This window comes from Streptomyces sp. KL116D, assembly GCF_030766975.1.
In the GTDB taxonomy this organism is placed as follows: Bacteria; Actinomycetota; Actinomycetes; order Streptomycetales; family Streptomycetaceae; genus Streptomyces; species Streptomyces longispororuber_A.
In genome coordinates this window covers 25,883-49,723 of record NZ_JASERH010000034.1, presented here as the reverse complement: position 1 = coordinate 49,723, position 23,841 = coordinate 25,883, and the positions used below count along the sequence as shown (strand labels likewise).

Sequence of the window (23,841 nt, the reverse complement as noted above, 5' to 3'; positions counted from 1 at the left end):
CGGATGGTTCACCGTCGTACGACTTCAGGGGCGCGGGCTCCGGAATCCGAACACCCCTGACCGGAATCGGCTCTTGACCCTTCGTCAGCCACGCCGGACCATCGGGCAGCTCGAATCCCCGTACGCCCAGTGCACCACCGAGGAATCAGGAGCCCCCCACATGCCCCTGCACCCGACCCGTGTGCGCCTCGCGAGCGCCGCGCTGCTCACCGTCGCCGGTCTCGTCGCCGCCGGGACCGCGAGCGCGGCGCCCGCCCCGGTCGCCGCCGCCCCCGTCGCCGCTGCCGCCGCGCCCGACATACCGGTGGCCAACGTGAGCGCGCACCTCGCCCAGTTCCAGTCCATCGCCACGGCCAACGGCGGCAACCGCGCCCACGGCCGGCCCGGCTACAAGGCCTCCCTCGACTACGTGAAGGCCAAGCTGGACGCGGCCGGATTCACCACCTCCGTACGGCAGTTCACCTCCGGCGGCCGCACCGGGTACAACCTGATCGCCGACTGGCCCGGCGGCGACGAGACCCAGGTCGTCATGGCCGGCGCCCACCTCGACAGCGTCACCGCGGGCCCCGGCATCAACGACAACGGCTCCGGCTCCGCCGCGGTCCTGGAGAACGCGCTCGCCGTCTCGCGAACGCAGCTCAAGCCCGCGAAGCACCTGCGGTTCGCCTGGTGGGGCGCCGAGGAGCTGGGCATGGTCGGCTCCCGCAACTACGTCAACTCCCTCGCCACCGGCGACCGGTCGAAGATCGACGCCTATCTGAACTTCGACATGATCGGCTCGCCGAACCCCGGCTACTTCGTGTACGACGACGATCCCGCGCTGGAGAAGATCTTCCAGGAGTACTACACGGGGCTCGGCATCCCCACGGAGATCGAGACCGAGGGCGACGGCCGGTCCGACCACGCCCCGTTCAAGAGCGCGGGGATACCGGTCGGCGGGCTGTTCAGCGGTGCGGACTACACGAAGACGGCGGCGCAGGCGCAGAAGTGGGGCGGGACGGCGGGGAAGCGGTTCGATCCCTGCTACCACTCGTCGTGCGACACCACGTCGAACGTGAACACGACGGCGCTGGATCGCAACGCGGATGCGATCGCTTACGCCTTGTGGGGTCTGGCCACGCAGTAGCGCGGCTGCGGGTGCGCGGGGGTTGCTCGCGCAGTTCCCCGCGCCCCTGAGAGTCTGACTTCGGCTGCGGGCCGGTGGGGCTTTTCGCGCAGTTCCCCGCGCCCCTGAAAACCCGACCTCGACTGCCGGCCGGTGGGGCTTCTCGCGCAGTTCCCCGCGCCCCTGAAGGCCTGCGGCTTCGCCGCACCTTCCCCCACGGGGTGCGCCTCTGAGGTAGCGCACGAAGTGCGCACCTCAGGGGCGCGGGGAACTGCGCGGGCAACCACGACGAGACCCGCGCTCGAAGAACCGGCCGCCACCCGGCAGACGCTCAGGGGCGCGGGGAACTGCGCGAGAAGCCCCACCGGAGCCGCGCCCGCCCCACAACCCCAGATACCCTTCCCCCAAGTACTTGCGCATGCATATACTGCACGCGCAAGTACATACCCGTACCGCACCCCTGGGGGACCCATGCCCACCCACCGCAACTTCCTCTTCGTACTCGGCAGCAGCCGCCCCCACGGCAACACGGAGATCCTCGCCCGCAAGGCGGCCGAACAGCTGCCGGCCGACGTGGGGCAACGGTGGATCGACCTCGCGGAGCACCCCCTCCCCGAGTTCGCGGACCTGCGGCACGACAGCGACCACGTCCGCCCGCAGGGGGACGACGTGGCGCTGCTGCTGGACGCCACACTGGAGGCGACCGACATCGTCATCGCCTCGCCGCTGTACTGGTACTCCGTCTCCGCCCCCGCCAAGCGCTACCTGGACTACTGGTCGGGCTGGCTGCGCACCCCCGGCGTCGACTTCAAGAAGACGCTGGCCGGGCGCACCCTGTGGGGCGTCACCGCGCTCGCGCACGAGGAGTTCGTGGTCGCCGACCCGCTGATCGGCACGCTGCACAACTCCGCCGCCTACATGGGCATGCGCTTCGGCGGCGTACTCCTCGGCAACGGCAGCAAGCCGGGCGACGTGCTCACGGACGAGACGGCGCTGACCCGCGCCAAGACGTTCTTCGCGCAGGACGCGCCGCTCGCCCGGTTCGCGTACGAGACCGAGGACGCCGCGTAGTTACGCCGTGATGTCCTTGGCCGTGAAGCGGGCCCAGGCCGCCGAGCCGAACACCGCCGCGTACAGCGCCTGCAACTGGAGGTTCTTCGTGAGGTCGTCCCAGTAGACCGGTTCGCGCATCAGGTCGGCGAAGGACAGCCAGTGGTGCGAGAAGAAGTACGGCTGGACGGCGTGCAGTTGGGGGATCTGGTCGAGGATCTGGACCGTGATGAGCAGGCCGACCGTGGTGGCCATCGCCGCGATGCCGCTGTTGGTGAGCGTCGAGACGAACAGGCCGAGCGCGGCGATGCCGATCAGGGACGCCGCGACCACCAGCGCGATGAGGAAGGCCCGCCACAGCCCTTCGGCGAAGCCGATCCGCGTGCCGGAGATGGTGACCACGTCACCGAGCGGGAAGAGGACCGCGCCGGTGACCAGCGCCGAGACGGCGACGACCAGGGTCGCGACGACGCAGAACGTCATCGTCGTCGCGTACTTGGTGAGCAGCAGCCGGGTGCGGCCCGCCGGGGCGACCAGCAGATAGCGGAGCGTCCCCGCGTTCGCCTCGCCCGCCACCGCGTCGCCCGCGATGACGCCGACGGCCATCGGCAGGAAGAACGGGAGCGTCGCGGCGAGCGAGGTGAAGACGAGGAACAGGCCGTTGTTCGTGATCTGCGCGATGAAGGCGGGTCCGCCGCCCTCCGGCCCTCCCCCGCCGATCGTCGAGCCGTCGCTCGTCTCGATCTTCACCGCCACGCCGATCAGGATCGGTACGCCGGTCAGGACCGCGAGCAGGGCGAGGGTGCGCCAGCGGCGGAACGTGGTGGACAGTTCGCTGCGCAGCAGCCCGAGGGTCCACACCGCCTTCACCCGGGGCGCGGCGAGCGCTTCAGCCTGCGACATCGAATCCCTCTCCCGTCAGGGCGACGAACGCGTCCTCCAGGGAGGCCCGCTCCACGCCGAAGCCGCGTACCCGTACGCCCACGGTGACCAGCGCCGCGTTCAGCGCCGCCAAGTCCATCTCGGGGGGCGGGGGTTCGGCCGTGATCCGGTCGCCGTCCGTCGTCAGGACCGCGATGCCGCACTCCTTCAGGACGCGGCTCGCGTCCGTGATGTCCGGTGTGGTCACGACGAGCTTTCCCCGTGCGCCCGCGGCGAGTTCGGCGACGGGGCCCTGGGTGATCAGCCGGCCCTGCGCCATCACCGCCGCGTGCGAGCAGACCTGCTCGATCTCGTCGAGGAGGTGCGAGGAGAGGAAGACGGTGGTCCCGTCGCCCGCCAACTCCCTCACCAGGGTCCTGATCTCGCGCATGCCCTGCGGGTCGAGGCCGTTCGTCGGCTCGTCCAGGACGAGCAGCCGGCGCGGCTGGAGCAGGGCCGCGGCGAGACCGAGGCGCTGCTTCATGCCGAGCGAGTACGCCTTCGCCTTCTTGCCCGCGGCGGCCCGCAGACCCACCCGCTCCAGCGCCTGCTCGACCCGCGCCTTGCGGGTGCGCGGGTCGGCGGTGGGGTCCGCCGAGTCGTAGCGCAGCAGATTGTCGCGGCCGGACAGGAACCCGTACAGGGCCGGCCCCTCGATGAGCGCGCCGACCTGCGGCAGCACGGCGCGCGTCGCCCGGGGCATCGGGCGGCCGAGCACCTCGGCGGCGCCCGACGTCGGCTCGATCAGTCCCATCAGCATGCGGATGGTGGTCGTCTTGCCCGACCCGTTCGGCCCGAGGAAGCCGAAGACCGCCCCCTCGGGGACGGTGAGACTGAGCCGGTCCACCGCGAGCTGACCGCCGCGGTACCGCTTGGTGAGCTCTCTGGTCTCGATGACCGTCGCCATGCCCCTCCCCAGTACGGATTAGCTACAGGGTTTCACCAACGGACGAGGGGGCGGTGCGCACCGCCCCCTCACCCTTCGACCGTGCTCGCCCGGACTCAGCCCGCGTCGGCCGCCTTCACCAGGGCGTCCTTGGTGACCGCTCCGGCGTACGCCTTCCCGTCCTGGGTGATCAGTACGTTCACCAGCCGGGTCGAGTACACCGTGCCCGTGCCGAAGTCGCCCTTCACCTGGTCGCCCAGGGAGCTCAGGAACTTCTGCGCGTCGGCCGGCAGCTCGCCGGACGCGGCGCCGGACGCCATGCCGCCCGCTTCCTTCGGCAGCTTCAGCTCGGCGATCGAGGTCCAGCCCTCGCCGATCACGTTCAGCCCGTCGAGCTGGTCGGCGCCCTGCGGCACGGCCTTCTCGCGGTCCTGCGTGGTCAGCTCGTCGGCCTCGGTGACCTTCGTGCCCTTCGACGGCTTGAAGTCGAAGGTGGATGCGGCCGGCTTGCCGAAGTCGACGCTGGTGAAGCCCGCGTCGACGACGGCGGCGCCGCCGCTCGCCGGGGTCAGCGTGAACTTCAGCGGCGTACCGGTCTTCGCGTCCACGGACACCGTGATCGCGCCGACCGTGGACCCGGACTGCTTGGGCTTGATCTGCAGCCGGTACGCGTCCCGGCCCGCCACCTGCGCCGTGCCGTCGACGGTGATCGACGTGGTGTCGGCGGACGCCTTGAGGATCTCGTCCGTGAGCTGCTTGGGCGTGGCGGGCAGCTGCTCGGGCGTCTTCTTCTTCGCCCGGTCACCGGTCGCCTGGGTGTCCTTCGCGTGGTACGCCTCGTTCGACGCGCTGTCGTAGGCCCACACGTCCGCGCCGTTGTGGATCACGCTGTACTCGGCGGCGTCGTCCAGGACCGACAGCTTCTGCCGGTCGGGGCCGTCCGCCGCGACGCGCAGCGTGTGCTCCCCGGTGGCGAGCTCGGTCAGCTTCGTCCTGGGGTCGGCGGACGATCCGTCGCCCTTCTCCCCGCCGCCGCCTCCACCGGTGAAGCCGCCGACGGCGGCGCCGCCCAGCGAGGGCAGACCCAGATCCGTGTGGATCTTCACGGTGCCGGACAGCCGCTCGGTGTCCGACGTGGCGATCTTCTCGATGAGTTCCTGGGCCGTGACCTTCGGGAGGTCCGGGTCGCCGGAGTCGGCGAGTGCCGGGACGAGCCCGATCGTCGCCGCGGCCACCCCCACCACGGCCACCGGGACCGCGTACCGGACCGCCTTCCGGCGGCCGGTGCCCTGGCTCTGGCTGTCTTCGGATTCGTACGGTGCCATGTCTGTTGCCCTACCTCCGTGATCGGCGGCGGCTTACCGTCCTGTGCACTCGTCCCTGCTCATGAAATGCGTCCACCCCGAGCCGCCATTCTCACCCGAATTGGTAAGGAGTGGTGTACCCAATCTGACCAAACCGGCCATGCGGAAGCGTCAGACCCCGGGATCAACTCCGCGTACTCCTACGGGATGACACACGGCGGCGGCGCCTCCCCCGACCCGTAGGGGAGACGCCGCCGGTCGTCCGCTCGGTCAGCGCTGCACGAACACGTAGTCCGCCCGGTAGGGCACGGCCGCGAGGTCGCCCGCGGCGCAGCTGCCGGAAGGGGCCACGCCGCCCACGGTGTTGAGGCGGAGGATCTCCGCGGTGCCGGCCAGCAGGCCGTGCCGCTCGCCCGACTGCGTCGCCTTCAGGTCCAGCTCGGGGATGTTCCCGTCGCCGTTCGGCGTCTTGCCGATGACGGCTCCGGTGACGGCGCTGCGGTCGGGCGCGACCCACTGCGGCGTCCCCGAGTTCGGCGCGGTGAAGGAGTGCGCGATCCGCCCGCCGAGCACGGCCCTGACGTCCCGCTGCGCGAAGGCGAACGCGCCGGTGGCCGGGTCCTTCTTGCACTCGTAGATCTGCCGGCCGCGCACGACGGACGCCTGGAAGCTGTCGAGCGCGTCCCCGAAGCCGAAGGGTGTCGTCACCCGGTGGAGCTGGCCGCGGACGGCTCCACCGGGGAACTCGGCCGTGTGCAGATTGGCGTAGAACGCACCCGGATCCGCCTTCAGCCGGCCCAGCAGGGCACTGTCCTTGACGGTGACGGTGCCGGTGAGGCTGCTGTGGTGCTTGATTCCCTTGAGGTTGGTGTCCTTGGGGTTCGCGTCCTTGGGGTTCGCGTCCTTGGGGTTCGCGTCCTTGAGGAGCGGGCCGAAGTCGATCTTCACGCCGCCGTTCGTGCCCTTGGCGCCCTCGTGGATGTGGAGCATGGTCGGCCGGCCGGTGCCCCGCCACTTCACGGCGACGGACACCTTGGCCCCCTCGACCTTCACGAACTCCAGGGCCGCGCCGTCCTGGTCGCCGACCGCCGGCCCGCCCTGGACCGGGACCTCGTTGGCGCCGTTCAGGCTCGCGGCGAGGACGGTCCCCCGGCCGCCGTCGCCGTCGTCACCACCATGGTGGCGCTGGGCCGCCAGGGCCGGCGGGACGGTCAGCGCGGCGGCGGTGGCGGCCGCCGCGACGACGCCGCAGGCGATGACCCGGCTGCGTGTGCGCATGCGTGTGCCCGTGTTGCCCATGTTCGGTTCTCCCCCTGCACGGGCCGGCGCCCCCTGCGCCGGCTTCCGGGGTGCAGTACGGAACTGATCCGATCCTGGACTCAATCCAATGCTGTGAGCTGCGTCACACCATTGGGCCGTCCGTGGAAAACGACCCCGGAATCCGTACCTGAGGGTGGCAGCAGCAGGCACGGACTAGGGGGTCGCCATGCTCGCCATCAGGTGTCTCAGTGGTTTCACCGCGGCCGGTCTCGCGGTGGTCGCGCTCACGCTCGCCGGCTGCGGCGACAACGGCGGTGACAGCGGCGAGAAGGGCGGGGCCGGGGCGAGCGGCGGCGCCACGCTCGTCGCCGCCCGGGCCGAGAAGGTCTCCGGCACCGTCGTCACCGACCGGGACGGCTACGTCCTGTACCGGTTCGACGCGGACGCGGCCAAGCCCACGAAGGTGACGTGCTACGAGGCCTGCGCCAAGCTCTGGCCGCCGGCGAAGGCGTCCGGCGACATCACCGTCAAGGGCGTCGACCGGAACCTCGTGTCGACCGTGAAGCGCACGGACGGCTCCACCCAGCTCACCCTCGCCGGGTGGCCGCTGTACCGGTACGCCGAGGACGACGAGCCCCGGGAGGCGTACGGGCAGGGGGTCGACGGGACGTGGTTCGCGGCGACGCCCTCCGGGGGCAAAGCCGGATCAAGCCCCTCCGGCGATTGAGGAGCGGGGTCCGGGGCAGGGCCCCGCGGCCGTTCCCCGGCTGACCGCCGGTGGGAGCGGGCCGCGCGGTTCCCCGCGCCCCTGACGGGGCGCGAGCAACCGCTCAGCCGGCCCGGTGGACCACCGCGTCGCACAGCTCCACCAGTGCCGCCTTCGCCTCGCACTCCTGGAGCGGGGACAGGGCGGCACGCGCCTCCTCGGCGTAGCGGACCGTGTCGCGGCGGGCCTGCTCCAGCGCCGGGTGGGCGCGCAGCCGGGAGATCGCCTCGGCGAGCCGCGCGTCGTCCGCGAGGTCGGAGTCGAGGAGCTCCACGAGCGCCTGGTCCTCCGGCAGCCCGAGCCGTGCCGCGCGCTCGCGCAGCCGCAGCACCGGCAGCGTGGGGATGCCCTCGCGCAGGTCGGTGCCCGGGGTCTTGCCGGACTCGTGCGAGTCGGAGGCGATGTCGAGGACGTCGTCGGCCAGCTGGAAGGCGACGCCGAGCCGCTCCCCGTACTGGGTCAGGACGTCGACGACGGTCTCGTCGGCGCCGGACATCATGGCGCCGAACCGGCAGGCCACGGCGATGAGCGAGCCGGTCTTGCCGCTGAGTACGTCGAGGTAGTGGTCGACGGGGTCGCGGCCGTCGGCCGGGCCCGCCGTCTCCAGGATCTGGCCGGTGACGAGGCGCTCGAACGCCTCCGCCTGGATGCGCACGGCGTCCGGGCCGAGGTCGGCGAGGATGTGCGAGGCACGGGCGAAGAGGAAGTCGCCGGTGAGGACCGCGACGGAGTTGCCCCAGCGCTGGTTGGCGCTCGGCACCCCGCGGCGCACGTCCGCCTCGTCCATCACGTCGTCGTGGTACAGCGTCGCGAGGTGGGTGAGCTCGACGACGACGGCGGAGGGCACGATGCCCGGCGCGTACGGATCGCCGAACTGCGCGGCGAGCGTCACGAGAAGCGGCCTGAAGCGCTTGCCACCGGCCCGCACCAAGTGCTGGGCGGCCTCCGTGATGAAGGGAACCTCGCTCTTCGTGGCTTCGAGCAGTCCCTCCTCGACGGCCGCCAAACCGGCCTGGACATCGGCTTCGAGAGCCTGGTCCCGCACGCTAAGACCGAAAGTCCCGACGACGGTCACGAGTGGGTCTCCTGTCTGCTGACGATCACATGGCGAACTCGGTCGATCATTCGGTCGATGACACGGTTTGTCGATGTGTCGCTGCCATCACTCAAGTCAGCGTATCCGGTCGCGTTTCGATCACAGGGGGCGCCTGCCCGGACACCCCAGACCGGGCGGCTCCCGGACACCCCCGGTATGTTCTTGATCAGCCAATACGACCGGGAGTACGCACTTTGTCCCGTACCGCGACCGACACGGATCCGGGGGCCCAGCCGCCGCCGGGAGACGACACGGCCTTCTTCGGGCAGCCCCGTGGCCTGCTGACGCTCTCCGGCCTGGAGGTCTGGGAACGCTTCTCGTTCCTCGGCATGCAGGCCATTCTCGTCCTGTACTTCGCCGACACCGTCGCACACGGCGGCATGGGCATGGACCCCGGCACCGCCGCATCCGTCTCGGCGGCGTACGGAACGCTCGTCTACCTGGTCTCCGTGGCCGGCGGCTGGCTCGCCGACCGGATCCTCGGCTCGTACCGCGCGGTCCTGTGGGGCGGCATCCTGATCGCCTGCGGCCACTACTCGATGGCCGTGCCGACGGCCACGATGACGTGGGTGGGTCTGGGACTCATCAGCGCGGGCACGGGCCTCCTCAAGCCGAACGTGGCCTCCATGGTCGGCAAGCTCTACCGCACCGACGACGAGCGCCGCGACGCCGGCTTCGCGCTCTACTACATGGGCATCAACATCGGCGCGTTCGCCGGCCCGCTGATCACCGCGTGGCTCGGTGACCACAAGGGCTGGCACTGGGGCTTCTCCGCGGCCGCGATCGGCATGACGTTCGGTCTGATCCAGTACGTCACCGGCAGGCGTCACCTGGCCGGACGCAAGCACTCCGCCGAGTACGCGCTGCCGCCGGAGGGGCTGCGCCGGGCGGTGCGGCTGATGATCGTCGGCGCGGTCGTGGTGGCGGCGCTCGCCGTGCTCCTGGCCTCGGTCGGCTGGCTGACGATGGACCGGTTCGTCGACTGCCTCACCGTCATCTCGGTGATCGCGCCGGTCGTCTACTTCGCGGTGATGTTCCGCAGCCCGCGCGTGACGGCCGAGGAACGCGGCCGGCTGCGCCCGTACCTGGTCCTGTTCGTCGCGTCCGTCGCCTTCAACTTCATCCTCTTCCAGGCCTACTCGACGATGATCCTGCTGGCCTCGACGAACGCCGAGACGACCATCTTCGGCTTCCACTTCCCGGCCGGCTGGTACGCCTCCGCGCTCGGCGCCTTCGAGGTCGCGCTCGCCCCCGTCGTCGCCGCGCTGTGGGCACGGATGGGCCCGCGCCAGCCGCACGCCTCCAACAAGATCGCGATCGGCGTGATCCTGGGCGGTCTGTCGTTCCTGCTGATGGTCCTGCCGACGTCCGGGCACAGCGACGACACGTACAAGATGGCCGTCTGGTGGATCGTCGGCTCGTACCTGCTGCTCGGGCTCGGCGACATCCTCGTCGAGACCTCGGGCATGTCGGCGACGACCAAGCTCGCCCCGAAGGCCTTCGCCAGCCAGACCATGTCGCTCTGGTTCCTGTCGCTCGCCCTCGCCAACGGCATCCAGGCCCAGACCGTGAAGCTCTACGGCGAGGTCTCCAACCCCGCGTACTTCGGCGTCAACGGCGCGATCGCCGTCGCCGTCGGTGTCGCCGTGATCGCCCTGGCGCCGTGGCTGCGCCGCACCATGCGCCCCGTTCACTGAGGTACCTCCATGACGACGACTCCCAAGATCCGGACCGAGTTCCCGTACGGGACCACGCGCGAGGACATCCGCGTACCCCTCTCGGACGGGACGACGCTCTTCGCCCGCGTCTGGCGCCCGGTGACCGACGAACCCGTCCCCGTGCTCCTCGAATACCTCCCCTACCGGCTCTCCGACTGGACGGCGCCGCGCGACTGGCAGCGCCACCCCTGGTACGCGGGCCACGGCTACGCCTCCGTCCGCGTCGACGTGCGCGGGCACGGCAACTCCGAGGGCCTGCCCGGCGACGAGTACGACGCGCAGGAGCTCGCGGACGGGGTGGAGGTGGTGAACTGGCTCGCCGCGCAGCCCTGGTCGTCCGGCAAGGTCGGCATGTTCGGCATCTCCTGGGGCGGTTTCAACTCCCTCCAGATCGCGGCCCTCGCACCCGAGCCGCTCAAGGCGATCGTCACGGTCTGCTCGACGGACGACCGCTATGACAACGACGTGCACTACATGGGTGGTTCCGTCCTCGCGGTGGACATGCACGCGTGGGCGGCGACGATGCTGGCGTTCGTCTCCCGCCCGCCGGACCCGCAGTTCGTCGGCGAGCGCTGGAAGGAGATGTGGACGCGGCGCCTGGAGGCGGTCGACCCGTTCATCCACACCTGGCTGAAGCACCAGACCCGCGACGACTACTGGCGGCACGGCAGCGTCTGCGAGGACTACTCGGCGATCACGGCGGGCGTACTCGCGGTGGGCGGCTGGCACGACCCGTACCGGGACACGGTGCTGAGGCTGGCCGAGCATCTCCCGGACGCACAGATGCGGGGCATCATCGGCCCCTGGTCGCACCAGTACCCGGACCGCGGTCTCCCGCCCGGCCCGGCGATCGGCTTCCTCCAGGAGACGCTGCGCTGGTGGGACCACTGGCTCAAGGACGAGGACACGGGCGTCATGGCGGAGCCCAAGCTGCGCTCCTGGATCAGCGACTCGCACCCGCCGGCGACGGTCTACGAGGAGCTGCCCGGCCGCTGGGTCGGCGACCCGTCCTGGCCGTCCCCGAACGTCACGCCCGTCGCCTACGCCCTCCAGGGCGCCCCGGTGGTCGTGCGCTCCCCCCAGCACACGGGCCTGGACGCGGGCCGCTTCTTCCCGTTCGGCAACGACGGCGACCTGCCGCCGGACCAGCGGGACGAGGACGCGAAGTCGGCGTGCTTCGAGTTCGAAGTGCCGGAGGAGGTACGGGTGCTGGGCCGCCCCAAGGTGACGCTCCGGCTCACTTGTGGGGTGCCGCGCGGCCAGGTCGTGGCGCGGCTGTGCGACGTGGCGCCGGACGGCTCGTCCACGCTGGTCACCCGGGGCGTCCTGAACCTCTCCTCGCGGCACGGCCGGGCGGCCAACGTGCCCTGGGTGCCCGGCACTTCGGAGGACGTCACCTTCGAACTGAACGGCATCGGCCACGCCTTCCCGGCCGGCCACCGGATCCGCCTCGCGGTGTCGTCCGCGTACTGGCCGTGGATCTGGCCACAGCCCGGCTCGGAGGCCGGATTCACCCTCGCCCCGGTCGGCAGCGTCCTCGAACTCCCTTTGCGCAGCGGGAACTTGGGCCCGGCCATCACGTTCGGCAGACCGGAGCAGTCAGAGCCCCTGGGGGTCGTGTACCCCGCCTCCCTGGAGGAGGAGCGCCCCGAGCGCCTCGTCGTACGGGACGTCGCCAAGGGCGAGTGGAAACTGGAGGTCGACCCGCGCTACGGCGGGACGCGGGTGTACCCCGACGGCCTGGAGTTCACCGAGGACGCACTGGAGACGTACGTCATCGACGAGTCCGACCCCCTCTCGGCCCGCACCCGCTCCGACTGGTCGATCCGCCTGCACCGCCCGGAGCTGGCCTGGGACGCGACGGTGGAGACCCGCTCCGAAATCTCCTGCACGGAGCGGGAGTTCGTGACCTCTAGTGAGGTGGTGTGCCGGGACGGCGGCGAGGTCGTCTTTCATCGGACGTGGGAGGAGAGGATTCCGCGGACGGCGGGCTAGCGGGCCCCTGCCCCTTGAAGGCCGCGCATCGACGCGGGCCTTTCAGGGCGCGGGGAACTGCGCGAGAAGCCCCACCGGTCCACACTCCCCCACGCACCCGATCAGCACCCGATCAGCCCCCGAACACCCGCTCCAACACCACCGCCACCCCGTCCTCCTCGTTCGACGAGGTCACCTCATCGGCGAGCGCCTTCAGCTCAGGATGTGCGTTCGCCATCGCCACCCCGTGGGCCGCCCACCCGAACATCGGCACGTCGTTCGGCATGTCGCCGAAGGCGATCGTGTCGGCGGGGCCCGCGCCGAGGCGGTCCGCGGCCAGTTCCAGGCCCGTCGCCTTGGTCACGCCGCGTGGCTGAAGCTCGACGGTGCCGGGGCCCGACATCGTGACGGTGGCCAGCGGGCCGACCGCAGCCCGGGCGACCGCCGCCAACTCGTCGTCGTTCAGGGTGGGATGACGCAGCAGCACCTTGCTGATCGGCTGCGCCCACAGTTCCGCGCGGCGGTGCACCCGGACGGCGGGGAGCGTGGGGTGCGGCATCAGGTAGCCGGGCTCGATGAGGGTGAGGCCCTCCACGCCGTCCTGGTCGACGGCCGCGTACAACTGACCGACCTCCGCCTCGATCTTCCCGATCGCCTGCTCGGCCAGTTCACGGTCGAGGGTGAGGGACCACAGGAGCCGGTCGTGCGCCGCGTCGTACAACTGCGCGCCCTGTGCGCACACCGCGAGCCCACCCTCCCCCAGATCGTCGAGGAGCGGCTTCACCCGCGGTGCGGGGCGGCCCGTCACCACGATGTGCCGGGCCCCTGCGGCGGTGGCTGCGGCCAGGGCTGCGCGGGTCCGGTCCGAGACGGTGTCGTCGCTGCGCAGCAGCGTTCCGTCCAGGTCAGTGGCGATGAGTGCATATGCGGGTGCGGCCATGATCCGAAGAATACGGACCAGCAGCCCCAACGACCCGTCGACTACCGGCCGCATGGGGTTGGTGTGGTAATGGACGCGCCCGGGATCCATCCCGGCCCCCGGGCCCTCGGCGCGCGCCCGCGCCGAGGGCCCGGGGCGCCCCGGACAGCGGCGAACTAGCCGTGCGCCGCCGCCAGATGCCGCGCGAGCCGTGGCGAGGCGAACTCCGTGCCGCACACGAACCGCATCACCGGCCCGTACGACGAACCGCCCAGCATGCCCGTGAAGTACAGGCCGGGCACCGACGACACATAGCCGGCGCCCAGCCGCGGGGTGCCCCGGCTGGTGGCGAGGCGGGTGCGCAGGCCCTCGCCGAGGAACGGCATCGCGGCCAGGTCGACGCGGTATCCCGTCGCCGCGATGACGTGGTCCGCGGCGATGTCGTCGAGCCGGCCGCCGTGCGTACGGACCGTGAGGACGGGCGCGCCGTCCGACACGGTCACCCGCTCCACCCCGGCGACGTCCCGCACGCCCACCTTCCCCTCGAACCGCTCGCGCAGCCACCACGCGCCGAGCGGGCCGAGCACCCGGCGGACGAGGAAGTGGCGTGCCTGCGGCGGCAGTTGTCGGTACTGGTGGGGGTAGTAGGTGAGCGCGTACAGCGACCAGGCCCGGCCGAAGGGCGTCTCCGGCCGGAAGCGCGGCTGATCCCAGGGCGGCGCCCCGAAGCGGACCCGGCCCCGGCCCCGCGCGACCACCTTCACGCTCGCCCCCGCCTCCGCCGCGAGCGCCGCCGTCTCCAGCGCGGACTGGCCCGCCCCGACCACGATCAGCTCCTGGCCGGCGAACCGGGTCAGGTCGTGGTGCTGGGCGCTGTGCGAGAGCGGGCCCGTGGGGGTGGGACCGTCCGGCACGGCGGCCGCGAACTCCCGCGGGACGTACTCCAGACCCGACAGACCGGTGGCGACGACCACGGCGCGCGCCGTGAACTGCTCGCCCGAGTCCAGCTTCAGCTCGAAGCCCGCCGTGCCGCGCCGGTCCACCGACACCACCCGGACCCGCTCCAGCTCGGGCACCAGCTTCTGCTGGAACCAGTCCCCGTACGCGACGAAGGTCTCGGACGAGATCAGGTCCTCGTCCGTGACGAGCCGCTCGATGCCGGCCGCGTCGCAGTAGTCGACGAGGTCGTGGCCGCGCTGCGGCGCGTCGATGCTCGAGGCGGACGGGACCGACTTGAGGATCATGCCTTCGGGCATGTGCGAGCGCCAGCTCACCATGGGCTCACCGAAGACCCTGACAGGTATGCCGCGCGCCCGCAGATGGGCGGCGGTCGACAGGCCGTAAGGACCGGCCCCGATCACAGCTACCGGATGGATCACGAAGTCCCTCCCCAGGACGACGCAGCGTCACTTACTTCGTGCCGGTTCAGCCTTCCGCTAGGCGGCCGAACCGGTCGCACTGCCACGGCGGTTGGTCCGCCACAGCTGATAGAGATGCTTCGCCCCGGGCCGAACGAACCGGGCGAGCATCGTGAAGAACGGCCGCGGGTCGTCGGCCGCCCACCACGCCAGCTCCGTGCCGCTCGCGCGGGACGGGGCGTGCGGGGTCGTGTATCCGCTGCGCCGGTAGGCGAGCAGCGCCGGCAGGTCGATGTTCTCCACGACGTACCGGTGACCCGCCCGCTGTTCCCCCTCCGGGACGGCGCGGCCGGTCAGGTCGAGGTGCATGGCACGGACGACGTCGATGCCCGACTCGTTCTCGAACAGGCGGAACTGGGCGCCCATCCGCGGATTGAAGTCGAGCAGCTTGTACTGCCCGTCGCGCCGGTCGAAGCGCAGGTCGAGGTCGATGATGCCGGTGAAGCCGATCTGTTTGACGAAACGTGCGGCGAGGTCCGCGAGTTCCGGATTGTCGACGACGTACGCGTTCGCCGTCATGCCCGCGTGCGGCGGCCACGAGCGGACCTTGACGCCGGTGAACATGGCGAGCGGCGTGGAGTCCTGGTCGATGTACGCGTGCACGATCCAGTCCTCGGCGTCCTCGCGCGGCAGGTACTCCTGGAGGATCACGCCGGGCCGCTCGCCCCAGTCCCGGGCGAGCTCGCGCAGGCCGTCCGGCGAGGCGATCCTCGTGGTCCCGTTCACGGCGGGCCGCGAGCGGCGGGTGAACGCCTCCCGGTTCTTCGCCACCACCGGGAAGCGGGCCTTCGCGGCGAAGTCCTCGATGTCCGCGTACGACCCGGGGAACGCGGCGGCCGGCGACGGGATGCCGTGCTCCACGCACAACTCGTGCAGCCCCTGCTTGCTGGCCACCCGGCGGGCCAACTCCCGCTCCACGCGCGGGAACAGGAACCCGGCGGCTGCCAGCGGCTCCTGGTGCTCCGCGATGAGGACCGCCGCTTCCTCGTCGGTCGGGATCATCACGGTCGGCCGCCCGATCCGGCGCGCGACGCGCAGCAGCCCGTCGACGAGCCGCGCCGGCTCCTCCGCCCCGGTGGTCCGCCAGGGAAAGGCCCGGTGCAGATAGCGCGAGGCCGCCGCGGGCGTGTAACGGTCCTCGGTGATCGCATACATGGGGACGCCGAGACGCCCCAGGCTGCGGATGGCTCCCACTCCTCCGTGGTGCAGCGGATAGTCGCCGAACTTCACGATGAGGCCCGGCACGTCCCGGTCCACGGCGAACGGCATACGTCCAGCACCGCTCCGAGCACTGCCGGCACTCCTGGCCACGGGTCCCCCCACGTGTCCCCCTTCGGACCCGGACCCACCCCGTCCGTGCCCACCGGACATTGACGCTAAGCCGGAACTGACTACTCCATCAACGGGTCATTCGGACATTGCGAACTCTTTAGGCACTGCCCGAACGGGCGACTCCCACGTAACGTGTGCCGCACTCGATGGAAAGTGAGGCAGGTAGGCATGGCCGGCACCTCCGAGCACACCCCGCTCGACCTCCCCGAAGGCGACCCCTTCGGTGCGCACAACCTCCCTTACGGAGTCTTCTCCGAGGGCCCCGACGGTGAGCGCCGGGTCGGCGTCCGCCTCGGCGACCACGTCCTGGACGCGGGCGCCGCGGCCCTGGCCCTCGGCTCCCCGTACGCCGCGCTCCTCGCGCAGCCCACGCTCAACGCCCTGCTGGCGGCGGGCCGTACGGCGTGGTCGGACGTGCGCCGCGCGCTGACCGCCTGGGTGACGGTCCCGGCGCACCGCGACACGGTCCGCCCGTTCCTGCACCCGCTCGCCTCGGTGACGCTGCACCTCCCCTTCGAGGTCGCGGACTACGTCGACTTCTACGCCTCCGAGAACCACGCCTCGAACCTGGGCCGCCTCTTCCGTCCCGACGAGGAGCCGCTGAAGCCCAACTGGAAGCACCTGCCGGTGGGTTACCACGGCAGGGCGGGCACGGTCGTGGTCTCCGGGACCGATGTCGTCCGCCCGTCGGGGCAGCGCAAGGGCCCCGCCGACCCGGCGCCGGTCTTCGGCCCGTCGGTCCGCCTCGACATCGAGACGGAGGTCGGCTACGTCGTGGGCGTGCCGTCCGCGCAGGGCACCTCGGTCCCCCTCGCGTCCTACCGCGACCACGTCTTCGGCATCTGCCTCCTCAACGACTGGTCGGCGCGCGACATCCAGAACTGGGAGACGGTGCCGCTCGGCCCGCACCTCGGCAAGTCCTTCGCCACCTCGGTCTCCGCGTGGATCACGCCGCTCGACGCCCTGGACGCGGCCCGTACGGCCCCGCCGGAGCGGACGGTCCCGCTGCTCCCCTACCTGGACGACACGGACGCCACGGACGACCCGGCGGGCTACGACCTGCGCATCACGGTCTCCCTCAACGGCCACGTCATCTCCGAGCCCCCCTTCTCCGGCATGTACTGGACGGGCGCCCAGATGCTCGCCCACATGACGGTCAACGGCGCGTCGCTGCGTACCGGCGACCTCTACGGCTCGGGCACGATCAGCGGCACCGAGGAGAACGAGCGCGGCTCCCTGATCGAGATGACCTGGAACGGTCAGCGGCCTCTCGAACTCCCCGACGGCAAGCGGGGGTTCCTGGAGGACGGTGACGTGGTGACGATGACCGCGTGGGCCCCCGGTCCCGGCGGCGTCCGGGTCGGCCTGGGCGAGGTCACGGGCCGCGTGGTGGGCCACCGCTAGGACGCGTCACCGTCTGCCGGGTTCCGTTTCGATCGCGGGTGCGGGCCGGTGGGGCTTCTCGCGCAGTTCCCCGCGCCCCTGAAAGGCGCACTCCGTGCGCCTCCAGGAGGCCGCAGGCCTCCAGGGGCGCGGGGAACTGCGCGACCAGCCACGACGAGAGCCGCACCCGCGAACGAAACGGAACCCGGCAGACGCCCCGCCTACCAGTCCACGTCATCCGGCTCGGGCTCGAAGTCCGGCTCGGGCCCCGGCTCCGGCCCCAGCTCATCCGGAACGGAACTCGCACCCGACCCGGCCCCGGCCCCGGCCCCATCGAACCCGCCGAGAACCTCCAGCACACCCGGCCCCCACGTGGCCAACTTCTTCTCGCCGACTCCCCCGATCGTGCCCAACTGCCCCATGGACGTGGGCCGTTGCAGCGCGATCTCGCGGAGCGTGGCGTCATGGAAGATGACATACGCCGGCACCCCGTTCTCCTTCGCCTGCGCGCCGCGCCAGGCCCGCAGCGCCTCGAAGACGGGGACGAGCTCGGCGGGCAGTTCGACCGCGGCCGCCTTGGGCCGGCGCTCCCGCGAGGCCCGCGCGGCCGTGGCCGGCTTCGCCTCCTTGCGGAGCCGCACCTCGCGCTGCCGCCCGAGCACGCTCCCGCTCTCCTCGGTGAGCACCAGCGTCCCGTACTCACCCTCGACCGCGACGAGCCCCTGCGCCAGCAACTGCCGCACCACACCCCGCCATTCGGCCTCGGCCAGGTCCTCGCCGATGCCGAAGACGGAGAGCTGGTCGTGGTCGAACTGGATGACCTTGGCGGTGCGCCGGCCCATCAGGATGTCGATGATCTGGCCCGCACCGAACTTCTGCCGCCGCTCCCGGTCCAGCCGCACCACCGTGGAGAGGATCTTCTGCGCGGCGACCGTGCCGTCCCAGGTCTCCGGCGGCGTCAGACAGGTGTCGCAGTTGCCGCACGCGCCGGGCGCCTCCTGACCGAAGTACGTCAGGAGCTGGGAGCGCCGGCACCGCGCCGTCTCGCACAGCGCCAGCATCGCGTCCAGGTGGGACGACGCCCGGCGGCGGAACGCCTCGTCGCCCTCCCCCATGTTGATCAGCTTGCGCTGCTGGACGACGTCCTGCAGCCCGTACGCCATCCACGCCGTGGACGCGAGGCCGTCACGCCCCGCGCGGCCCGTCTCCTGGTAGTAGCCCTCGACGGACTTCGGCAGGTCGAGGTGCGCGACGAACCGGACGTCCGGCTTGTCGATGCCCATGCCGAACGCGATGGTCGCGCAGACGACGAGGCCCTCCTCGCGCAGGAAGCGCGACTGGTGCCGCGCGCGGGTGCCCGCGTCGAGACCCGCGTGGTACGGGACCGCCTCGATCCCGTTCTTGCAGAGGAACTCGGCGGTGGCCTCCACCGACTTGCGCGACAGGCAGTACACGATGCCCGCGTCGCCCTCGTGCTCCTGCTTCAGGAAGCTCAGCAGCTGCTTCTTCGGGTCGGCCTTGCCGACGATCCGGTACTGGATGTTCGGCCGGTCGAAGCTCGCCACGAAGTGCTTGGCGTCCGGCATGCCGAGCCGCTGGGTGATCTCCTGGTGCGTGGCGTGCGTCGCCGTCGCGGTCAGGGCGATGCGCGGCACGTCGGGCCAGCGCTGTCCGAGCACGGACAGCGACAGGTAGTCGGGACGGAAGTCGTGCCCCCACTGCGCCACGCAGTGCGCCTCGTCGATCGCGAAGACGGAGATCCTGCCGCGCGAGAGCAGGTCGAGGGTGGAGTCGAGCCGGAGCCGCTCCGGCGCCAGATAGATGACGTCGAGCTCACCGGCGAGGAACTCGGCCTCGACCAGGCGGCGCTCCTCGAAGTCCTGCGTCGAGTTCATGAACCCGGCCCGCACGCCGAGCGCCCGCAGCGCGTCCACCTGGTCCTGCATGAGCGCGATCAGCGGCGAGACGACGACGCCCGTGCCGGGTCTGACCAGGGCCGGGATCTGGTAGCAGAGCGACTTGCCGCCGCCGGTCGGCATCAGCACGACGGCGTCACCACCGCTCACCACGTGCTCGATGATCGCCTCCTGCTCACCGCGGAAGGCGTCGTACCCGAACACGCGGTGGAGCGTGGCGAGGGCCGCACTGTCGGCCCCGCGCTCCGTCACCTCGCTCATGACCTCAGTCCCATTCATCGCTGACCCCCCGTGCGCCGTGGTTCGACGTCTGCAGCAACGATAGGGGGCACCGACGACATCGCGGAAAGTTATCCACAGGCCGGTGGACGGTGAGCCTCCGCGCAGGGCCGGTGAGGCGCCGGGCGCACGGCCCGGCGCCTCACGTCCGTACGGACTCACCCGTCCCGTAAGGACTCACCCGTCCCGCACGGACCGCGTCAGCCCACCCGCCACAGCGCGGGCGTCACCGGCGGCTCCCAGCCCGGCTGGGCGGTGTGCGCCTGGAGGCTGGTGTAGCCCGCGCCCCCGTACGTGACCTTGTCGCCCGCCCTGTAGGCCGTGCCGACCGCCCAGGTGCCGCCGGGCGGCTCACCGGGTCCCGGCCCCTGCGCCACGTCCAGGACGAAGTCGAAGGCGGCCTCCTTGCCCGCACCGGCGTCCCGCACGGTCATCAGCAGACGCGGGTCGAAGATCGAGTCGGTGCTGTTGCGCGGCTCCCCGGGGAAGTACAGCTGCGTCGTCAGGACGGGCCGCCCCGGCGCCTGCACCTTGACGTGGATGTGCCGGGTGCGGCCCGGATACAGGCCCGGCACGATCGTGGAGAGCCGGAAGGCGCCCTGCTGGTCGGTGTACTGGTGGCCGCGGAAGGTGAAGCCGACGTTGTCGTACGCGCCGTTCACGTCGGCCTGCCAGAAGTCGAGGAGGGCGCCCGCGACCGGCTTGCAGGCGAGACCGAAGACGTAGCCGCTCAGCGCCAGGCGGGTGCCGGGGGTGCTCGCGGTGACCAGCGAGGTGCGCTGTGGCGAGTTCGGCTTGAAGTAGGGGCCCTCGATCTGTTCGGGCGTCGGGTCGTCGCCGTCGTCGCAGGTCGGGGTGAGTTCCGGTGCCGGCCCGCCGTCCCTGGCGGTGCGGGCGAGGGCGGGGGTGCTCGCGCCCGCCATCGCCACGGGGAGGGCGGCGCCGACCGCGAGCGCGGCCCTGAGGACCGTCTTGCGGGAGGGCCCTGACCGGCCACCGGTGACCCGGGCGTCGGCCGCTCCACCGGGGTGCGTGCCGCCGTCGGGGCGCGTGCCGTCGCCGGGCGCGCCTCCCGGGAGCCCGCCTAATGTTCCGTCCATGTCAACTCCAGGGGAGGGGGATGGATGCTGATGCTCCGCACGTGCCGTCACGATGGCACGCCCCGTTCCCGCCGGGCACATACCAACCTGCCCCCTGCCCCCGTCGCATGGCCGCTCCCCCGGCACGCGTCAGGGCCCGGCGCCCCCTCGGGGACACCGGGCCCTGACCGTGACCGCGCCGTAGGCGGTTACCTCACGAAGACCCCGGCCTGACCCGCCAGGTCCAGGAAGTACTGCGGGGCGAGTCCGAGCACGATCGTGACGGCGACGCCCACGCCGATCGTCGTCATGGTCAGCGGCGACGGCACGGCGACGGTCGGGCCGTCCGCCTTCGGCTCGCTGAAGAACATGAGGACGATCACCCGGATGTAGAAGAACGCGGCGATCGCCGACGACACCACACCGACCACGACCAGCGCGCCCGCGCCGCCCTCCGCCGCCGCCTTGAACACGGCGAACTTGCCCGCGAACCCGGAGGTCAGCGGGATGCCGGCGAAGGCGAGCAGGAACACCGCGAAGACCGCGGCGACCAGCGGCGAACGCCGGCCGAGCCCCGCCCACTTCGACAGGTGCGTCGCCTCGCCGCCCGCGTCGCGCACCAGCGTCACGACGGCGAACGCGCCGATCGTGACGAAGGAGTACGCCGCCAGGTAGAAGAGGACGGACGAGACGCCGTCGGGCGACGTGGCGATGACACCGGCCAGGATGAAGCCGGCGTGCGCGATCGACGAGTACGCGAGCAGCCGCTTGATGTCGGTCTGGGTGATCGCGACGATCGCACCGGCCAGCATCGTGACGATGGCGACGGCCCACATGACCGGCCGCCAGTCCCAGCGCAGCCCCGGCAGGACCACGTACAGGAGCCGGAGCAGTGCGCCGAAGGCCGCGACCTTGGTGGCCGCCGCCATGAAGCCGGTGACCGGCGTCGGGGCGCCCTGGTAGACGTCCGGCGTCCACATGTGGAAGGGGACGGCACCGACCTTGAACAGCAGGCCCATGACGACCAGCGCCATGCCGATGAGCAGCAGCGCGTCGTTGCCCATGGTGTCGGCGAGGGCCGGGTCGACGGTCGTCACCGAGCCGTCGACGACGCTCGCCACGGTGGCGTACGAGACCGAGCCCGCGTAGCCGTACAGCAGCGCGATGCCGAACAGGGTGAAGGCCGACGCGAAGGCGCCGAGCAGGAAGTACTTGACCGCGGCCTCCTGCGACATGAGCCGCTTGCGGCGGGCCACGGCGCACAGCAGGTACAGCGGGAGCGAGAAGACCTCCAGGGCGATGAACAGCGTCAGCAGGTCGTTCGCCGCGGGGAAGACCAGCATGCCGCCGATCGCGAAGAGCGCGAGCGGGAACACCTCGGTGGTGGTGAACCCGGCCTTGATCGCGGCCTTCTCGCTGTCGCTGCCCGGCACGGAGGCGGCCTGCGCGGCGAACGAGTCGACGCGGTTGCCGTGCACCTCCGGGTCGAGCCGCCGCTCCGCGAAGGTGAAGATCGACACCAACCCGGCCAGCAGGATGGTCCCTTGGAGGAAGAGCGCCGGTCCGTCGACGGCGATCGCGCCCATGGCCGCGATGTGTGCCTTGGTGGTGCCGTACCCGCCGGCCGCGAGCCCGACGACCGCCGCGAAGGCGGCCGCGAGCGCGACGATCGCCAGGAACGCCTGGACGTAGTAGCGCGACTTACGCGGGACGAAGGCCTCGACCAGGATCCCCAGGACGGCGGCACCGATGACGATCAAGGTCGGCGACAATTGCGCGTACTCGATCTTCGGTGCGTCGATCTTGGAGATCGGCTCGGCGGCAGTTGTCCACAGGCTGTGGACGGTTGGCGTACTCACTTGTGGGCCGCCTCCACTTCCGGCTTCGGGTCCTTCTTCTGGACGTCGGACATGGTGTGCTTGACCGCCGGGTTCACCAGCTCGGTGAGCGGCTTCGGGTAGACACCCAGGAAGATCAGCACGCCGATCAGCGGGACCACGACCGCGAGCTCACGCACCCGCAGGTCCGCGATGCCCTCCGTCGACGGCTTCACCGGGCCGGTCATCGTGCGCTGGTACAGCACCAGCGTGTAGAGCGCGGCGAGCACGATGCCGAACGTGGCGATGATGCCGACGACCGGGTAGCGCGTGAACGTGCCGACCAGGACCAGGAACTCACTCACGAACGGCGCGAGACCCGGCAGCGAGAGCGTGGCCAGACCGCCGATCAGGAACGTGCCGGCGAGCACCGGGGCGACCTTCTGCACACCGCCGTAGTCCGCGATGAGCCGCGAGCCGCGCCGCGAGATCAGGAACCCGGCGACCAGCATCAACGCCGCCGTGGAGATGCCGTGGTTGACCATGTAGAGCGTCGCGCCGGACTGGCCCTGGCTGGTCATCGCGAAGATGCCCATGATGATGAAGCCGAAGTGCGAGATCGACGCGTACGCGACCAGCCGCTTGATGTCGCGCTGGCCGACCGCGAGCAGCGCGCCGTAGACGATGCTGATGAGCGCGAGCACCAGGATCACCGGCGTCGCCCACTTGCTGGCCTCCGGGAACAGCTGGAGGCAGAAGCGGAGCATCGCGAAGGTGCCGACCTTGTCGACGACTGCCGTGATCAGCACGGCGACCGGGGCCGTCGCCTCCCCCATCGCGTTCGGCAGCCAGGTGTGCAGCGGCCAGAGCGGGGCCTTCACCGCGAAGGCGAAGAAGAAGCCCAGGAAGAGCAGACGCTCGGTGTTCGTCGCCATGTCGAGCGAGCCGGAGGCACGGGCCTCGGCGATCTCCGAGAGGGAGAAGCTGCCCGCCACCACGTACAGACCGATGACGGCCGCCAGCATGATGAGGCCGCCGACGAGGTTGTAGAGGAGGAACTTGACCGCCGCGTACGAACGCTGGGTCGCGGCCTCCTTCTCGCCGTGCGGGCCCGCCCGGTCGCCGAAGCCGCCGATGAGGAAGTACATCGGGATGAGCATGGCTTCGAAGAAGATGTAGAAGAGGAAGACGTCGGTGGCCTCGAAGGAGATGATCACCATCGCCTCGACCAGCAGGATCAGGGCGAAGAAGCCCTGCGTCGGCCGCCACCTCGTGTTCCCGGTCTCCTGCGGGTCGGCGTCGTGCCAGCCCGCGAGGATCACGAACGGGATGAGCAGCGCGGTCAGCGCGATGAGCGCCACCCCGATGCCGTCCACACCCAGCTCGTAGCGGACGCCGAAGTCCTTGATCCAGGCGTGGGACTCGGTCAGTTGGTAGCGGTCGCCGTCCGGGTCGAAGCGGACTGCCACCACCGCCGCGACCACCAGCGTCGCGACCGAGAACAGCAGCGCGAGCCACTTGGCCGCGGTGCGCTGCTTCGCCGGTACGGCGGCCGTGGCGATGGCTCCCACGGCCGGGAGCACCGCCGTCGCTGTCAGCAGAGGAAAGGACATGGGTA

The 23,841-nt window shown here is 71.2% G+C and carries 18 protein-coding genes; 6 read left to right on the top strand and 12 right to left on the bottom strand.

Going from position 1 to position 23,841, the window contains the following annotated elements:
• The first annotated feature begins 160 nt into the window (after positions 1-160).
• Together RBJ77_RS13200 and RBJ77_RS13195 are read left to right on the top strand one after the other, a co-directional pair.
• On the top strand, positions 161-1,126 hold the full coding sequence (locus RBJ77_RS13200) for a M28 family metallopeptidase (RefSeq protein ID WP_372345178.1): 966 nt from the start codon (positions 161-163) through the stop codon (positions 1,124-1,126).
• A 450-nt stretch (positions 1,127-1,576) separates the two neighbouring features.
• Positions 1,577-2,176 carry a flavodoxin family protein gene (locus tag RBJ77_RS13195; RefSeq protein WP_372345177.1) on the top strand — a complete coding sequence of 200 codons (600 nt, stop codon included), beginning with the start codon at positions 1,577-1,579 and terminating at the stop codon, positions 2,174-2,176.
• Here RBJ77_RS13195 and RBJ77_RS13190 read toward each other — a convergent pair whose 3' ends face one another.
• The 4 genes from RBJ77_RS13190 to RBJ77_RS13175 all read right to left on the bottom strand — a co-directional run bounded on the left by RBJ77_RS13190 (position 2,177) and on the right by RBJ77_RS13175 (position 6,544).
• Positions 2,177-3,058 carry an ABC transporter permease gene (locus tag RBJ77_RS13190; protein ID WP_372345176.1) on the bottom strand — a complete coding sequence of 294 codons (882 nt, stop codon included), beginning with the start codon at positions 3,056-3,058 and terminating at the stop codon, positions 2,177-2,179. It lies immediately after the preceding gene.
• A complete protein-coding gene (locus RBJ77_RS13185; RefSeq protein WP_372345175.1) occupies positions 3,045-3,983 on the bottom strand; it encodes an ABC transporter ATP-binding protein in 939 nt (312 codons plus the stop codon). The genes RBJ77_RS13190 and RBJ77_RS13185 overlap by 14 nt, the downstream gene beginning before the upstream one ends.
• Before the next feature lie 95 nt (positions 3,984-4,078).
• On the bottom strand, positions 4,079-5,287 hold the full coding sequence (locus RBJ77_RS13180; RefSeq protein WP_372345174.1) for an outer membrane lipoprotein carrier protein LolA: 1,209 nt from the start codon (positions 5,285-5,287) through the stop codon (positions 4,079-4,081).
• Between the two features lie 249 nt (positions 5,288-5,536).
• A complete protein-coding gene (locus tag RBJ77_RS13175; protein ID WP_372345173.1) occupies positions 5,537-6,544 on the bottom strand; it encodes a CHRD domain-containing protein in 1,008 nt (335 codons plus the stop codon).
• 208 nt (positions 6,545-6,752) lie between these two features.
• Here RBJ77_RS13175 and RBJ77_RS13170 point away from each other — a divergent pair, with 208 nt between their 5' ends.
• Positions 6,753-7,253, top strand: a complete 501-nt coding sequence (locus RBJ77_RS13170) for a hypothetical protein (protein ID WP_372345172.1) — start codon at positions 6,753-6,755, stop codon at positions 7,251-7,253.
• 103 nt (positions 7,254-7,356) lie between these two features.
• On the opposite strand, the gene RBJ77_RS13165 is transcribed toward RBJ77_RS13170, so the two are convergent.
• The gene (locus RBJ77_RS13165; RefSeq protein WP_255974824.1) at positions 7,357-8,367 is read right to left on the bottom strand and encodes a polyprenyl synthetase family protein; all 1,011 of its coding nucleotides are present in this window, start codon (positions 8,365-8,367) and stop codon (positions 7,357-7,359) included.
• 215 nt (positions 8,368-8,582) lie between these two features.
• Between RBJ77_RS13165 and RBJ77_RS13160 the strand changes: the two genes are divergently transcribed.
• Entirely contained in the window at positions 8,583-10,085 is a 1,503-nt protein-coding gene (locus tag RBJ77_RS13160) for a peptide MFS transporter (protein ID WP_372345171.1), read from the top strand.
• A gap of 9 nt (positions 10,086-10,094) precedes the next feature.
• Positions 10,095-12,101: a CocE/NonD family hydrolase gene (locus RBJ77_RS13155; protein ID WP_372345170.1), complete on the top strand. Its 2,007-nt coding sequence runs from the start codon at positions 10,095-10,097 to the stop codon at positions 12,099-12,101.
• Between the two features lie 112 nt (positions 12,102-12,213).
• Here RBJ77_RS13155 and RBJ77_RS13150 read toward each other — a convergent pair whose 3' ends face one another.
• The 3 genes from RBJ77_RS13150 to RBJ77_RS13140 all read right to left on the bottom strand — a co-directional run bounded on the left by RBJ77_RS13150 (position 12,214) and on the right by RBJ77_RS13140 (position 15,686).
• A complete protein-coding gene (locus RBJ77_RS13150) occupies positions 12,214-13,020 on the bottom strand; it encodes an HAD family hydrolase (RefSeq protein WP_372345169.1) in 807 nt (268 codons plus the stop codon).
• 155 nt (positions 13,021-13,175) lie between these two features.
• Entirely contained in the window at positions 13,176-14,378 is a 1,203-nt protein-coding gene (locus RBJ77_RS13145) for an FAD-dependent oxidoreductase (protein WP_372345168.1), read from the bottom strand.
• A 57-nt stretch (positions 14,379-14,435) separates the two neighbouring features.
• A complete protein-coding gene (locus RBJ77_RS13140) occupies positions 14,436-15,686 on the bottom strand; it encodes an ATP-grasp domain-containing protein (RefSeq protein WP_372345167.1) in 1,251 nt (416 codons plus the stop codon).
• A 231-nt stretch (positions 15,687-15,917) separates the two neighbouring features.
• On the opposite strand from RBJ77_RS13140, the gene fahA reads away from it, so the two are divergent.
• Positions 15,918-17,153, top strand: coding sequence for a fumarylacetoacetase (gene fahA, locus RBJ77_RS13135; RefSeq protein ID WP_372345166.1), 1,236 nt, complete (start codon positions 15,918-15,920; stop codon positions 17,151-17,153).
• A 200-nt stretch (positions 17,154-17,353) separates the two neighbouring features.
• Here the strand turns inward: fahA and recQ are convergent, their stop codons facing one another.
• From recQ to RBJ77_RS13115, 4 genes are all read right to left on the bottom strand, one after another.
• Positions 17,354-19,327, bottom strand: a complete 1,974-nt coding sequence (recQ, locus tag RBJ77_RS13130; protein WP_372345165.1) for a DNA helicase RecQ — start codon at positions 19,325-19,327, stop codon at positions 17,354-17,356.
• A 200-nt stretch (positions 19,328-19,527) separates the two neighbouring features.
• Positions 19,528-20,427 (bottom strand): carbohydrate-binding protein, encoded by a 900-nt coding sequence (locus RBJ77_RS13125; protein WP_372345164.1) that lies wholly within the window; start codon positions 20,425-20,427, stop codon positions 19,528-19,530.
• Positions 20,428-20,615: 188 nt separating this feature from the next.
• Complete coding sequence (gene nuoN, locus RBJ77_RS13120; protein WP_255974840.1) at positions 20,616-22,265, bottom strand: NADH-quinone oxidoreductase subunit NuoN; 1,650 nt, start codon at positions 22,263-22,265, stop codon at positions 20,616-20,618.
• Entirely contained in the window at positions 22,262-23,836 is a 1,575-nt protein-coding gene (locus RBJ77_RS13115; protein ID WP_372345163.1) for an NADH-quinone oxidoreductase subunit M, read from the bottom strand. The genes nuoN and RBJ77_RS13115 overlap by 4 nt, the downstream gene beginning before the upstream one ends.
• Between the last annotated feature and the right edge of the window lie 5 nt (positions 23,837-23,841).

Coding starts and splice junctions, on each gene's coding strand:
- RBJ77_RS13200 (WP_372345178.1), top strand. CDS start 161: ATGCCCCTGCACCCGACCCGTGTGCGCCTCGCGAGCGCCGCGCTGCTC.
- RBJ77_RS13195 (WP_372345177.1), top strand. CDS start 1,577: ATGCCCACCCACCGCAACTTCCTCTTCGTACTCGGCAGCAGCCGCCCC.
- RBJ77_RS13190 (WP_372345176.1), bottom strand. CDS start 3,058: ATGTCGCAGGCTGAAGCGCTCGCCGCGCCCCGGGTGAAGGCGGTGTGG.
- RBJ77_RS13185 (WP_372345175.1), bottom strand. CDS start 3,983: ATGGCGACGGTCATCGAGACCAGAGAGCTCACCAAGCGGTACCGCGGC.
- RBJ77_RS13180 (WP_372345174.1), bottom strand. CDS start 5,287: ATGGCACCGTACGAATCCGAAGACAGCCAGAGCCAGGGCACCGGCCGC.
- RBJ77_RS13175 (WP_372345173.1), bottom strand. CDS start 6,544: ATGCGCACACGCAGCCGGGTCATCGCCTGCGGCGTCGTCGCGGCGGCC.
- RBJ77_RS13170 (WP_372345172.1), top strand. CDS start 6,753: ATGCTCGCCATCAGGTGTCTCAGTGGTTTCACCGCGGCCGGTCTCGCG.
- RBJ77_RS13155 (WP_372345170.1), top strand. CDS start 10,095: ATGACGACGACTCCCAAGATCCGGACCGAGTTCCCGTACGGGACCACG.
- RBJ77_RS13150 (WP_372345169.1), bottom strand. CDS start 13,020: ATGGCCGCACCCGCATATGCACTCATCGCCACTGACCTGGACGGAACG.
- RBJ77_RS13140 (WP_372345167.1), bottom strand. CDS start 15,686: ATGCCGTTCGCCGTGGACCGGGACGTGCCGGGCCTCATCGTGAAGTTC.
- fahA (WP_372345166.1), top strand. CDS start 15,918: ATGGCCGGCACCTCCGAGCACACCCCGCTCGACCTCCCCGAAGGCGAC.
- recQ (WP_372345165.1), bottom strand. CDS start 19,327: ATGAATGGGACTGAGGTCATGAGCGAGGTGACGGAGCGCGGGGCCGAC.
- RBJ77_RS13125 (WP_372345164.1), bottom strand. CDS start 20,427: ATGGACGGAACATTAGGCGGGCTCCCGGGAGGCGCGCCCGGCGACGGC.
- RBJ77_RS13115 (WP_372345163.1), bottom strand. CDS start 23,836: ATGTCCTTTCCTCTGCTGACAGCGACGGCGGTGCTCCCGGCCGTGGGA.